The 13,180-nt window shown below is 72.1% G+C and carries 13 protein-coding genes; 4 read left to right on the top strand and 9 right to left on the bottom strand.

The window, feature by feature from the left end; translation table 11 throughout:
- Positions 1-523 precede the first annotated feature (523 nt).
- A complete protein-coding gene (locus ACIBO1_RS31000; RefSeq protein ID WP_350694409.1) occupies positions 524-865 on the top strand; it encodes a hypothetical protein in 342 nt (113 codons plus the stop codon).
- Positions 862-1,521 carry a nucleotidyl transferase AbiEii/AbiGii toxin family protein gene (locus tag ACIBO1_RS30995; RefSeq protein ID WP_396752670.1) on the top strand — a complete coding sequence of 220 codons (660 nt, stop codon included), beginning with the start codon at positions 862-864 and terminating at the stop codon, positions 1,519-1,521. The genes ACIBO1_RS31000 and ACIBO1_RS30995 overlap by 4 nt, the downstream gene beginning before the upstream one ends.
- Positions 1,522-1,639: 118 nt before the next feature.
- Here ACIBO1_RS30995 and ACIBO1_RS30990 read toward each other — a convergent pair whose 3' ends face one another.
- Together ACIBO1_RS30990 and ACIBO1_RS30985 are read right to left on the bottom strand one after the other, a co-directional pair.
- Entirely contained in the window at positions 1,640-2,542 is a 903-nt protein-coding gene (locus tag ACIBO1_RS30990) for an SDR family oxidoreductase (RefSeq protein WP_396752668.1), read from the bottom strand.
- Between the two features lie 168 nt (positions 2,543-2,710).
- The gene (locus ACIBO1_RS30985) at positions 2,711-3,868 is read right to left on the bottom strand and encodes a geranylgeranyl reductase family protein (RefSeq protein ID WP_396752666.1); all 1,158 of its coding nucleotides are present in this window, start codon (positions 3,866-3,868) and stop codon (positions 2,711-2,713) included.
- Positions 3,869-4,006: 138 nt separating this feature from the next.
- On the opposite strand from ACIBO1_RS30985, the gene ACIBO1_RS30980 reads away from it, so the two are divergent.
- Both ACIBO1_RS30980 and ACIBO1_RS30975 read left to right on the top strand, forming a co-directional pair.
- Complete coding sequence (locus ACIBO1_RS30980) at positions 4,007-4,243, top strand: hypothetical protein (protein WP_396752664.1); 237 nt, start codon at positions 4,007-4,009, stop codon at positions 4,241-4,243.
- A gap of 57 nt (positions 4,244-4,300) precedes the next feature.
- On the top strand, positions 4,301-5,734 hold the full coding sequence (locus ACIBO1_RS30975) for an MFS transporter (protein ID WP_396752662.1): 1,434 nt from the start codon (positions 4,301-4,303) through the stop codon (positions 5,732-5,734).
- 165 nt (positions 5,735-5,899) lie between these two features.
- Here the strand turns inward: ACIBO1_RS30975 and ACIBO1_RS30970 are convergent, their stop codons facing one another.
- From ACIBO1_RS30970 to ACIBO1_RS30940, 7 genes are all read right to left on the bottom strand, one after another.
- Positions 5,900-6,487, bottom strand: a complete 588-nt coding sequence (locus ACIBO1_RS30970; protein WP_396752660.1) for a hypothetical protein — start codon at positions 6,485-6,487, stop codon at positions 5,900-5,902.
- A 716-nt stretch (positions 6,488-7,203) separates the two neighbouring features.
- Complete coding sequence (locus tag ACIBO1_RS30965) at positions 7,204-7,902, bottom strand: hypothetical protein (RefSeq protein WP_396752658.1); 699 nt, start codon at positions 7,900-7,902, stop codon at positions 7,204-7,206.
- A gap of 205 nt (positions 7,903-8,107) precedes the next feature.
- Entirely contained in the window at positions 8,108-9,214 is a 1,107-nt protein-coding gene (locus tag ACIBO1_RS30960; RefSeq protein ID WP_396752656.1) for a DUF3626 domain-containing protein, read from the bottom strand.
- Positions 9,215-9,298: 84 nt separating this feature from the next.
- Entirely contained in the window at positions 9,299-9,928 is a 630-nt protein-coding gene (locus ACIBO1_RS30955; RefSeq protein WP_396752654.1) for an MBL fold metallo-hydrolase, read from the bottom strand.
- Complete coding sequence (locus tag ACIBO1_RS30950) at positions 9,928-11,013, bottom strand: S-(hydroxymethyl)mycothiol dehydrogenase (RefSeq protein ID WP_396752652.1); 1,086 nt, start codon at positions 11,011-11,013, stop codon at positions 9,928-9,930. The genes ACIBO1_RS30955 and ACIBO1_RS30950 overlap by 1 nt, the downstream gene beginning before the upstream one ends.
- The gene (locus ACIBO1_RS30945) at positions 11,010-12,434 is read right to left on the bottom strand and encodes a nitrate/nitrite transporter (protein WP_396752650.1); all 1,425 of its coding nucleotides are present in this window, start codon (positions 12,432-12,434) and stop codon (positions 11,010-11,012) included. The genes ACIBO1_RS30950 and ACIBO1_RS30945 overlap by 4 nt, the downstream gene beginning before the upstream one ends.
- 25 nt (positions 12,435-12,459) lie before the next feature.
- The gene (locus ACIBO1_RS30940) at positions 12,460-13,122 is read right to left on the bottom strand and encodes a GntR family transcriptional regulator (RefSeq protein ID WP_396752648.1); all 663 of its coding nucleotides are present in this window, start codon (positions 13,120-13,122) and stop codon (positions 12,460-12,462) included.
- Positions 13,123-13,180: the final 58 nt, after the last annotated feature.

Here is a 13,180-nt window from a genome sequence, read left to right as displayed (position 1 = left end):
AGGCGCTAATGAAGAAGAGGAGGAACCGACGCACCAAATCCGAGGGATCAGCGAACCCTGCGGCGTCGGGTCAATACACAACCACCTGCCGGGCCAAGTCATTCCCCGGCGAGGGATATCCGGGAGGCCCTTGCGGCGTCGGGATCACCACCACCGACCCGGCCGCATCATTCCCGGGGACATCCGCGAGCCCTCGCGGCACCGGGACCAGATATAACGACCGACCGGCCCAGGTCATTCCGACATCCGCCCGCCACCCGACACGGGGTGGGGTCCTGCTCGGCCAGCCACCGGGTTACAACGCCACCGACTCCACCCCGATTCCGGCCAGGCGTACCCGAGATTCGGACATTCGACACGCCGAGGCCGAGATGGGCACACCCATCCACGGCCCCCGTACCGCCTCGGAGCACCCGTACTCCTGCCCTCCGAGGGCGCCGCACGGACCGGATGAGCGGACGTTCCGGCAGGTGGGCGAAGCTCGTGGGTACGGTACGGGATCGGCTGGGGTTACCCTGACAGCATGCAGGCGGTCTCCCCCACTACGTCCGGCGTGGCCTTTCTGGCCCGACCCGGTCGTCCCACCCTGGTGACCGGGACGTTGACCGAGCTGCGCGGACCCACCCGGGGCGTGGTCGAGCTGCCGGTCCGCCTGATGTGGTGCGCCGACCGCGCCTTCGACCTGGCCGACCACGACCAGTTGCTCTGGATGTACGAGAACGTCCTGCGGGAGACCACGAACGTCGACGACCTGCGCAGTCTCGTCGACGGCTGGACGTTGCGGCGCGTGTGGCGACAGTTGAACCTGCCACGGGGCGTACGGCTGGCCTGGGAGACCCGGCACCGGGGTCTCCGATCGGCGTGACTGGAGCGCACCCGCACGAGTTCTACCGCGAGGTGGCCCGGGTGGCGCTGGACGTCGCCGGGCCACACCGCTTCGTCCTCGGCGGCGGGGTCGCCTGGGCCGCGTACGGGCTGGTCACCCGCCCCACCGAGGACGTCGACCTGTTCGCGGACGTGGAGGGCGCGGCGGCGGCTGCGGCGACCGGGGTACGGGAGGCGCTGGAGGCGGCCGGGTTCGAGGTGGCCGACGCGGACCCGGACAGTGACCTCGGCGGCCTCTTCGAGGGCTTCGACCGGGACATGCGGGACTTCGTGGTCGCCCGGGACGGCCGGCAGATCCGGCTCAGCCTGGCCCGGCTGGACCGACACCGCAGCCCCGTGGTGATGGAGTTCGGGCCGGTGATGGACGTCCGCGACCTGATCGCCAACAAGACCGCCGCCCTGGTCAACCGGCGGGAGGTACGCGACTACATCGACGTCGCCTCCGCGTTGGAGCACCGCTCCGTCGGCGAGCTGCTGGGGTTGGCCCGGCAACTCGACCCGGCGCTCGACGACGAGGACGTACGGGAGGCGGGGCGCTACCTCGACCGGATCCCGGACGGGCGGTTCGCCCGGTACGGCCTCGGCCCGGCGGACATCGACCGGATCCGCCGACACCTGGCCGCCTGGCCCCGCTGACTCACCCGACGTCCGCGCCGTGCCCAGCGGGCGATGGCCGCCTCCGGCGTCGGGGTTTCGTGTTAGGAAGGGTCCCCTGCTATGCACGAGGCGTTAGCAGGGGACCCTTCCTTGCACCTCACTTGGTGAAGCGGCCGCCCGTGACGCCGAGGATCTCGCCGGTGATGAAGCTCGACTCCTGCGACGCGAAGAAGACGTACGCGGGCGCCAACTCGGCGGGCTGACCGGGCCGGCCGACCGGCGTGTCCTGGCCGAACTGCTTCACCTTCTCCTCCGGCATGGTCGCCGGGATCAACGGGGTCCAGATCGGCCCCGGCGCGACCGCGTTCACCCGGATGCCCCGGTCCACCACGTCGGCGGCGAGCGCCTTGGTGAAGTTCGCGATCGCCGCCTTGGTGGTGGCGTAGTCCAGCAGTTGCGGTGACGGGTCGAACGCCTGGATCGACGAGGTGTTGATGATCGTCGCGCCGTCGCCCATGTGCGGCAGGGCCGCCTTGCACAGCCAGAACATCGCGTACAGGTTGGTCTTGAAGACCCGGTCGAACTGCTCGGTGCTGATGCCCGCGATGCCCTTCTCCTGGGCCATCTGGTACGCCGCGTTGTTGACCAGGATGTCGATGCCGCCGAGGTCGCTGACGGCCCGCTCGATCAGCGTCTCGCAGTTGCGTTCGTCGGCGATGTCGCCGCGGATCGCGATCCCTTTGCGGCCCGCGGCCTCGATCAGCCGTACGGTCTCCCGGGCGTCGGCGTCCTCCTCCTCGCCGAGGTACGAGATCAGCACGTCCGCGCCCTCGCGGGCGTAGGCGATCGCCACCGCCCGCCCGATACCGGAGTCACCGCCGGTGATCACCGCCTTCTTGCCGTCGAGCTTGCCGGTACCCCGGTACGTCTTCTCGCCGTGGTCGGGCTCGGGCGCCATCTCGTCGGTCCGCCCCGGCGGCGACTGCTGCTGGCTCGGCTGACCCGACTGCTGGCCGTACTGCTCGGTCGGGTCCTGCGGGGTGTGCTGGTTCTGGCTCACGGGTGTCTCCTCGGTGCGCTGACGGATGCCCTCACCGATCGCCCTACCCGACGTCGGTGGCCGGAAACAGCCGGGCACTCGTGAGACTGGTGTGCCTCTCGGGGCCCTGCTCCGGTGCGGCGGCGGCCACCACCGCTAGAGCATCCTAGGATCCTGGTAGACGAGAGGTCAGGAGGCGGTGCGGGCGGCGGGGGTCCGCGGTCGGGGCAGCCGGGCGGCCACCGCCAGGGCCAACCGCACCGGCGCCTGGGCGACCAACTCGTCGAAACCGGCCTGCCCGGAGCAGAACCGGGTGAACGCGCGCCAGCCCGGTGGCGTCGCGATCGCCGCGTGCAGGATCTCCGGCCGTCGGGCGAACGCGTCGAGCAGGCGGTACCCGGCCCGCATGGACGGCACCAGCCGCTGGGCCACCGCCCGTTCGTAGCCGACCAGATCCCCGTCGACGACCGCGTCACCGGCCAGCTCGCCGGAGCGCAGGGCGTAGCTGATCCCCTCCCGGGTCCAGGGTTCCAGCAGGCCGGCGGCGTCCCCGGCGACCAGTACCCGCCCGCGCCGCAACGGCGAGTCCTCCGCCCGGCAACGGGTCAGGTGCCCCGAGTCGTGCGCCGGACGGATCCCGGCCAGGCCGAGCCGGTCCACGAACCGGCGTAGGTACTCACGGGTCCGGTCCCCCTCGCCGCGACCGGCGATCACCCCGACCGTCAGCCGATCGCCCTTGGGGAAGACCCAGCCGTACGACCCGGGCAGTGGACCCCAGTCGAGCAGCACCCGGTGCCGCCACTGCTCCTGTTGCGGCGGCGGCACCGGCAACTCCAGCTCCAACCCGAGGTCCACCTGCCGGTGCCGCACTCCGACGTGCCGACCGCTGACACCCGAGGTGCCGTCGGCGCCGACCACGGTCCGGGCCAGCACCGTGTCGCCGTCGGCCAGTCGCAGGCGTACCACCTCGGGGGTCTGGTCGAGCGCGCGGACCGCGACCCGCTCGCGGACCTCCGCGCCGACGGCCACTGCGGCGGCCCGCAACCGGTCGTCGAACTCCTCCCGGCGCACCATGCTCACCAGCGGACCGTCCCGGTGCCGGCGGGTGAGCGCGCGTCGCCCGTCCAGGGTGAAGGTGACCCGGTCGACGACGTCGTGGGCGGGTACCTCGATCCGACCCGCCACGGCGGCGAGCGAGACACCCGTCAAGCCACCGCCGCACGTCTTGTACCTCGGGTGCGCGGCCCGTTCGAGGACCAGGGTGCGTACCCCTCGCCGGGCGGCGGTGTAGGCGGCGGAGAGGCCGGCGGGACCGCCGCCGATCACCACGAGTTCCCAGACGGTCACCGCAGCAGCCTAGGTCAGCCGCGACGCCGTGTGGGGGGCGGCGCGCCACCCCCGTCCGGGGTGCATCTTCGTCGCCGCGCCGGGTAAGCGCCCGACGCAGACCGCCCGTGACCGGCGGTGGAGCCGAAGGAGGAAGCCATGCAGCAGGTCCAGCTGTCGGACGTCGAGGCTCGGGTGTACGACGCGGTGGCGGCCCTGGAGGTACGCGGACAGGTCCCCTACCCCGACCTGATCGCCCAGGAGTCCGGCCTCACCGAGGAGGAGTTGCAGACACCGCTGCACCTGCTCACCGAGAAGAACCTGCTGCACCGGGAGGACTCGCCGATGGCCGGGCTCGACTTCGGCCCGCGCTTCTGCGCCCAGCAGCTCACCTGACGTCGTGGGTCCCGCACCGGGGCCGCGCCGGACGACGTCGATCGGGACAGGGGGACGATGAGCTCCACCGGCCCCGACACGTACGACGACCGGCGACGCTGGCAGGCCCTCGGCGTCGGGCTGGTCGCCGCGTTCATGACGCTGCTCGACATCAGCATCGTCAACGTGGCCATCCCGTCGCTGGACCGGGCCCTGAACGCCGGGCCGAGCGACCTGCAGTGGGTGCTCTCCGGGTACGCGTTGACCTTCGGTCTGGTGCTGGTGCCCGCCGGCCGGTTCGGCGACGTGCACGGCCGGCGCAACGCTTTCGTGTTCGGCATCGCCCTGTTCACCGTGACCAGCGCCCTCGCCGGACTCGCCCAGTCACCCGGCTGGCTGGTCGCCGCCCGACTACTCCAGGGCGCCGCCGCCGGTCTGGTGAACCCGCAGGTGACCGGCCTCATCCAGCAACTGTTCCAGGGGCCGGAACGGGCCCGGCCGTTCGGACTGCTCGGCGCCACCATCGGCATCTCCACCGCGGTCGGACCGCTGCTCGGCGGCCTGCTGATCGCCGCCGGTGGCCCCGAACACGGCTGGCGGTGGGTCTTCTTCGTCAACGTGCCGGTCGGCATCGTCGCGGTCATCCTCGGCTGGCGGCTGCTGCCCCGCCACCCGATCGGCCAGGTGGTACGCCGTCGACCCGACCCGGTCGGCGTGGTGCTGCTCGGCGTCGGCGTGACCCTGGTGCTGCTGCCGCTGGTGCAGCGGGAACAGTGGCACGGCCCGGCCAAGTGGCTGCTGCTCCCCGCCGGCCTGGTCACCCTGGTCGGCTTCGCACTCTGGGAGCGGCGGTACGCACGCCAGGGCCCACCCCTGTTCGACGTACGCCTGTTCACCCGCCAGTCGTACGCGCTGGGTTCGCTGATCGCGTTGATCTACTTCGGTGGCTTCACCGCGATCTTCTTCATCTTCACGCTGTACCTGCAGAACGGACGCGGCTACAGCGCGCTGATCGCCGGTCTGGCGATCACACCGTTCGCCCTCGGGTCGGCCGTCGCCTCCGCCGTCGGCGGGCGGATCGTCAACCGCTTCGGTCGACCGCTGGTCGCCGTCGGGCTGCTCGCCGTGGTGGTCGGGCTCGGTCTGGTCGCGCTCGCCATCCAACTGGCGCCGCACGCGCCCGTGCCCTGGGTGACCGCGGCACCGCTGCTGCTGGCGGGGCTGGGCAGCGGCCTGGTGATCGCCCCCAACCAGACGCTGACCCTGTCGCAGGTGCCGGTCCCGCAGGCGGGCAGCGGCGCGGGCATGCTCCAGACCGGTCAGCGCATCGGCTCGGCGGCCGGGATCGCCGCCGTCGGCGCGGTCTTCTTCTCGGTCGTGGCCAGCGGGAACGACGCCTGGTCGAAAGCCTTCGAGCGGTCTCTGCTGGTGTCCGCCGGCATCATCGCCCTAGCGCTGGTCGTAGCCCTCGTCGACATCGCCCGTCACCACCGCCATCGGGGTGGGGTGTAAGGAGGGGTCCCCTGCTATCGCCTGGTGTATAGGAAGGGACCCCTCCTAACATCTCCCCCCATCGCAGACGCAGACGCCGCCGGCCGGCACCCCAGGTTGCGGGTACCGGCCGGCGGCGTTCTTGCTCCCCCTTCATTCGAGGAAAGCCTGTGCGTGGTGTGGGGGTCAGCTGTTCCAGTACTCGGCGACCAGATCAGCGGCCTGCTGCTCCCACTGCGCGTAGTGATCGGGGAACGCCGACACCTGCACCGTCTGCGCGGCCACGGTCAGCGGCATGTCCTGCCACCCGTCGACCTGCTTCAAACCCTTCAGGAATGCGAGGGTGGAGTACTCGGGGTCGGTGATCTGCTCCACCGTGCCCCAACCCGACGACGGGCGCTGCTGGAACAAGCCCTGCGAGTCGTGGTCGTTGCGGTCACCCAGGTGGCCGAGGTTCTCCAGCTTCGACTCCTGGAACGCGGTGCCGATGGCGATGACCGCGGCACGCTCGTCCATACCGGCCTTCTTCGTCGCCGCGATGATCGCCTTCGCGTTACCGACCTGCTCGTCATCCAAATCGATACGCGACTGGGCGCCCTGCACACCATGCGGAATCAACCTGCCGGTATCCGGCTTGTCCGCCTGCACCGCCACCAGCGAACCAGCGGTGACGGGGGCGGCGTCAGCCTGCGCGATCGGGCCGGCGAACACACCACCGGCAAACGCCAGACCAGCAACACCCAGAACACTCTTACGCAGCAGCTTCGAGTTCATGAGACAGCTCCATTCGGGGGTAGACGCCACCCACCAGGGGGAAGGGGGCGACGTGAACGCCGTCAGGCGCTAAGAAGAAGAGGGGAACCGACGCACCAAATCCGAGGGGATTCACCGAACCCTGCGGCGTCGGGTCAATACACAACCACCTGCCGGGCCGAACCATTCCCCGAGAGGACGGGGATCCGCGAGGCCCTTGCGGCGTCGGGATCACCACCACCGACCCGACCCGCATCATTCCCGGGGATATCCGCGAGCCCTCGCGGCACCGGGACCAGATATAACGACCGACCGAGCCAGGCCATTCCGGCATCCGCCCACCACCCGCCAGCGGGGTGAGGTCCTGCTCGGCCAGCCACCGGGTTACAACGCCACCGACCCCACCCCGATTCCGCCCCGCACCCGCCCACCCGAACCCGACAACCGGACATCCAACCACGTCCGGGACGGACTCACCCTTAGCTTCCCGGGTAGCGGCTCGATCTGCCTCGCCCCGCCGCTCTCCTGGTTGACCAAGGAGTTTTGGTGCGGACACGACAGACATCCCGACTCAAACTTCTTGATCAACGAGGCGAGCGCGGGCGGCGGGCGCGGGCGGCGGGCGCGGGCGGCGGGCGCGGGCGGCGGGCGCGGGCGGCGGGCGCGGGGACGGGAGCGGTGGGGATGGGGACGGCCGGCCCCTTGGCAAGGGGCCGGCCGATGTGTGTCGGAGGGTGTCACCAGAGTTGGGTGACGATGTCCGCCGACTGCTCCTCCCACTGCGCGTAGTGGAACGGGTACGCCGACACCTGCACCGTCTGTGCGGCAGTGGTCAGCGGCAGATCCTGCCAGCCGCCGACGTTCTTGAGGGCCTCGAAGAACACCGTCGAGGAGTACTCGGGGTCGGTGATCTGGTCCACGCTGCCCCAGCCGGTGGACGGGCGCTGCTGGAACAGGCCCTGGGAGTCGTGGTCGTTGTACGCGCCCAGGTGGCCGAGGTTGTAGAGCTTCGACTCCTGCAGTGCGGTGGCGATGCCGATGACCGCGCCCCGCTCGCCGACGCCGGTCTCCTTGGCGACCTCGATGATGGTCTTGGCGTTCTCGCGCTGCGCGTTGTCCAGCGGGACCCGCGACTGGGCGCCCTGCACTCCGTGCGGGATGAGGTCGTCGCGGCTGGGCTTTCCGGCCCGGGGCTTGTCGGTGGTGCCGCCGGTGGTCAGGCCGGACTCGACGGTGACGCCGCTGGAGTTGCGGCCGGTGGCCTTGTCGATGGCGGCCACGGCACCCTGGTGCGGGCCGGAGGTGATCGGCGCGGCCACGGCCGTGGGGCCGAGGGCCAGCCCGGCGAGGGCGGTCACGCCCACCACGCTCAGAGTGGTCTTCCGGTTCGGGTTCGTCGCGATGGCCGGGAGCCATCGAGTGAAGTCCAGCTTCACGATGGTTGCCCTTTCGATCGTACGAGCCGCTCGGGGTGAGCCGCTCTCGGGGGAACTGCCGCCGGTCGGGGTGTGGATGCCGGCGCTATGGGGAACACAACCCGCCCGACGTGTCGGTCATTCCGGGCATGACCGATATGCCCGACGGCGTGACCCGGGTCACGCGAGCGACCCGGACATCCGGTGCCAGACCCGAACAGAAGACTCAGCCGTCGTACGGGGTGCCGAAGCGGACCAGGACGTGCCAGAGCTGCTTGAGGTGTTGCAGCGTCTCGGCCGTGGACCCGCGATCGGCCCAACGGTCGGGTTCGGTGACCACCGAGGCGGCGGCCCGACCGACCAGCGCGGCGTGTACCGGCTCCCCCGACCCGGCGAACTCGGCGTGCACCCGGGCTGCCAGCGGCGGGATGGCCGGCCCCCGGAACTCGGCGTCGACCCGGTCCACCGGCAGGGCGAACCCCGCGTGCCAGCGCAGCGGGAAGCCGTACCGCTCGGCGGCGGACGCGAGGGTGACGCCGGTCGCGGTGCCCCGGAACGAGGGGTCGACCACCAGTTCGCACACGTCCCGGGTCAGCGTGACCGGCCCGTGCACCTGCGCCTCGACGTAGTCGTCCAGCGCACGGCCGGCGCTGCGGGACACGGTGTCGGCGTCCCCTCGGCGGCGCAGCAACTCCTCGACCAGGGTCAGCACGTCCGTGCCCGGCCGCCCCAGCGTGATGCCGGTGTCGACGGTCGCCGTGAGCAGCGCCGCCAGCACCGGTTCGACCACGTCGACGGTGCCGACGTCCCGTGGGCCGAGGTGGCTGTCGCCGAGACAGAACGTGGTGCGGGTCAGCACCTCGGGGCGCAGCCGCAGGTGGCACGAGCCGAAGCGCGGGCACGCGCCGTCCGGGTGGTCGAGCAGGTTCAGGCCGCCGTACTTCGGGCGGTCCGCCGGGCGCACACCCGGTCGCTGGTACGCGCCGCCGAACAGTCGCCGTTCCCAGCGGTCCCGGTCGCCGCCCGGGTACGCGCTGAGCCCGCCGTTGGAGATGCCCGTCTCGAACTGGCTGCGGTAGACACCCTCGGTGGCGAGCGCCTCGGCCACCGTCCGCCCGTCGGCGAGTAGTCGGTCGGGGTGGAAGTTGAGCGTCACGCGCCCGGCACGACCGAACGCGGCCACCAGGCGTTCCGGATCGTGCCGGACGCCGCTGCCGGCCAGCGCCCGACCGATCCGGGCCAACGCGGCGGGACGGTCGTCCGACGCCACCTGCCGGACGTGACGCAGCGCCGCACTCTGGGCGGCGGTCAGCGCGGCGCGCGGGACGGACATCCGCCGAGTGTGGCCAGGCCGAAGGGCCGACGCCAACTCGTACCCGGCCGCAGGGGCGGCGAGGACGCCCCTGCGGCCGTCAGGTCAGTGGCCCCGGGCCAGCCACTCGGGCAGTTGGGGGGCCTCCGCGCCGATGGTGGTGCTGTCGCCGTGGCCGGTGTGCACCACGGTCTGTGGCGGCAGCGTGAGCAGCCGGTCCCGGATCGAGTCGACGATGGTGCCGAAGTCGCTGTACGAGCGGCCGGTGGCACCCGGTCCGCCGGCGAACAGGGTGTCGCCGGTGAACACCACGTCGAGGTCGGCGGCGTACAGGCAGCAGGCGCCGGGGCTGTGCCCGGGGGTGTGCAGCACGGTCAGCGTGGTGCCGCCCACCGTGATCGCCTCGCCGTCGGCGAGCGCACCGTCGGGCGCCTCGTCGGGGTGCACCATGTCCCAGAGCACCCGGTCGGCGGGGTGCAGCAGCACGGGCGCGCCGGTGACGCGGGACAGCTCCGGTGCGACGCGGACGTGGTCGTCGTGGGCGTGGGTGGCGATGATCGCGGTGACCCGGCGTCCGGCCACCACGGCGAGGATCGCGTCCACGTCGTGCGGGGCGTCGACGACGACGCATTCGGTGTCGTCGCCGACGACCCAGACGTTGTTGTCGACGTCGAAGGTCTGCCCGTCCAGGGAGAACGTGCCGGAGGTGACGGTGTGGTCGATCCGGGCGGCCATCAGAAGACCACCACCGAGCGGAGGACGTCGCCGCGGTGCATCCGGGCGAACGCCTCCTCGACGCCGTCGAGCGGGATCTCCTCGGTGACGAAGGCGTCCAGGTCGAGGCGGCCCTGGAGATAGAGCTCGGTCAGCATCGGGAAGTCGCGGCTGGGTAGGCAGTCGCCGTACCAGCTCGACTTCAGCGCCCCGCCCCGGCCGAAGACGTCCAGCAGGGGCAGCTCGATCCGCATGTCGGGCGTGGGTACGCCGACCAGCACGACGGTGCCGGCCAGGTCGCGGGCGTAGAAGGCCTGCTTCCAGGTCTCCGGACGGCCGACGGCGTCGATCACCACGTCGGCGCCGAAGCCGCCGGTGGCGGCCTGGATCTCGGCCACCGGGTCGGACTCGGAGGCGTTGACGGTGTGGGTGGCGCCGAAGCGGCGGGCCCAGTCGAGCTTGCGGGAGTCCGTGTCCACCGCGATGATCGTCGTCGCGCCGGCCAGGGCCGCACCGGCGACCGCCGCGTCCCCGACGCCACCGCAGCCGATCACGGCCACCGAGTCGCCCCGGGTCACGTTGCCGGTGTTCATGGCCGCGCCGAGACCGGCCATCACACCGCAGCCGAGCAGCCCGACGGCGGCCGGCCGGGCCGCCGGGTCCACCTTGGTGCACTGGCCGGCGTGCACCAGCGTCTTTTCGGCGAACGCGCCGATGCCCAGCGCCGGGGCGAGTTCGGTGCCGTCGACCAGGGTCATCTTCTGGGCGGCGTTGTGGGTGGCGAAGCAGTACCAGGGGCGGCCGCGCCGGCAGGCCCGACACACGCCGCAGACCGCCCGCCAGTTGAGGACCACGAAATCGCCCGGCGCGACCGCGTCGACTCCGGCACCGACCTGTTCGACGATGCCCGCCGCCTCGTGGCCCAGCAGGAACGGGTAGTCGTCGTTGATGCCGCCCTCGCGGTAGTGCAGGTCGGTGTGGCAGACCCCGCAGGACTGCACGCGTACCACCGCCTCGCCGGGCCCCGGGTCGGGTACGACGATGTCGGTGACCTCGACGGGCGCGCCCTTGCTGCGCGAGATGACTCCCTTGACCTGCTGGCTCACGCTCTCCTCCTCGTCCGCACCGACGCGAAGCGCCGCCGCCGTTGCGCCGCGACGTCGCCGGTGGGACGGCGACGCCCGCGATCACTCCCGCTGGCGAACCTACCGGTGGGCGGGCGGGTCGGCACAGCTTCGGCGCGGGTTGCCGTCGGTCGGTGCCCGCCCTGGTCACGACGGGCGGCGTTGCGCCAGCGCAACACCTGCACCACGCCGAGCGCCCAGAGCACGTACTGCGCCGAGAAGGCCCAGCGGTACGCGGTCAGGTCGGGTGCGGCCTGGCCCGCCGGGGTGACCAGGTCCAGCACCACCCCGACGGTGAGCACCAGCGTGATCGAGGCGACGAAGCCGCCGACGTTGACGATCCCGGCGGCGCTGCCGAGGCGGCTGACCGGGTTGAAGGTCCGGGCGTAGTCGAGGCCGATCATCGAGCCGGGGCCGCTGAGGGCCAGCACCAGCACCAGCGTGACGAGCAGCCAGCCGGGTGCCCGGCCAGGCCAGGCGAGCAGCACCGTCCAGACGGTGGCGGTGACGCCGACGATGGTGAAGACCAGCACCGAGCGGTGCTGCGGGTGGCGGGCGCACAGGTGCGCGACCAGCGGCGCGGTCAGCAGCATCCCCAACGTCAGGACGGTGAGCAGGGAGGCCGCCGCGGTCGGGCTGAGCCCCTGCCCCTGCACCAGGAACGGGAAGCCCCAGAGCAGGGCGAAGACGGTGCCGGAGAACTGGGTGACGAAGTGGGTCCAGAGCCCGAGCCGGGTGCCCGGGTGCGCCCAGGCGGCGGCGAGCCGCCCACCGCCGGGGGCGGGGGTGGGTACGGCGGGCCGGTGCGGGGTGTCCCGGACGGCGGCGACCGTCACCAGCAGCACGGCCGCGCCGCCGCCGGCTGCGGTGAGGAAGGCGGTGGTCCAGCCGGTGTGGTGCAGCAGCGTCACCAGCGGTACGGCGGCGAGGACCGCGCCGAGCTGGCCGAGCGTCCCGGTCAACTGGACCAGCAGCGGGTTGCGGCGGCCCGGGAACCAGAACGCGATCAGGCGCAGCACGCTGATGAAGCTCATCGCGTCGCCGAGACCGATCAGGACGCGGGCCGCCACGGCCAGGCGCACGTCGGTGACCAGGGCGAAGGCGAGCTGACCGGCGACCATCAGGACGCCACCGGTGATCAGGAGCCGGCGCGATCCATACCGGTCGAGGAGCATCCCGACCGGCACCTGCATCACCGCGTACACGGCGAGTTGGGCGACGGTGAGGGTGGCCAGGGTGGCGGCGCTGATGTCGAAGCGCTGCGCCGCCTCCACCCCGGTCACGCCGAGGGAGGTGCGGTGGAAGATCGACGCGATGTACGCGCTGAGCGCCACCGCCCAGACCAGCACGGCTCGACCGGGCGGCGCCGGAAGCGGGGCCGCCCCGATGCTGGACGCGCTCACGAGGAGGAACCGGTATGCGGCGCCATCACCGGGGACCCAGGAACACGCGGGCGGAGGTGTCGATGTGCGCGGCCACGGCGGCCACCCACGCCTGCGGGTCGTCGCCGTCGAGGGCGGCGAGTTGTGCGGCGTGCTCGGTCAGGGCCGCCTCGGCCCAGCGGGGCGAGAGCCGGAAGCTCGCCTCGCCCATACGGACCTGCCGGTCCCGCAGCCGTTGGTACAGCTCGGCGAGGATCTCGTTGCCGGCGGCGTCGACCACGGTGGCGTGGAACGCCCGGTCGGCGGCCATCAGGGCGGTCAGGTCACCGGCAGCGTGCGCGACGCGCATCTCGGCGAGCCGTTCGGCCAACCGGTCACGGATCTCGGCGCGTCGGGGCCAGATCCGCTCGGCGGCGTGCACCTCGACCAGTCGACGGGCCTCCACCACGTCGGCGATCTCGCGGGCGGACACCGGCAGGATCAACGCGCCCCGCTTGGGATAGAGGCGGACCAGCCCTTCGGTCTCCAGGCGCAGCAGCGCCTCCCGGACCGGGGTCCGCGACACGCCGGTCGCCTCGGCGATCTCGCCCTCGCTGACCAGGGCACCGCCGGGGTGCAACTGCTCCAGGATGGCGCGTTTCAGGTGGTGGTAGGCCCGTTCGGCGGCGGACGGCGCGGTGACTCGACCGGCCACCGAGGGATGCGTCATGTATCTATCATGCGTCCCTCGACCGTCCTCGATGCGACCAGGGTGCCGGCGCGGGCTT

The organism is Micromonospora sp. NPDC049903 (assembly GCF_044460945.1).
Lineage (GTDB): Bacteria > Actinomycetota > Actinomycetes > Mycobacteriales > Micromonosporaceae > Micromonospora.
This window is presented reverse-complemented; position numbering and strand designations above follow the sequence as displayed.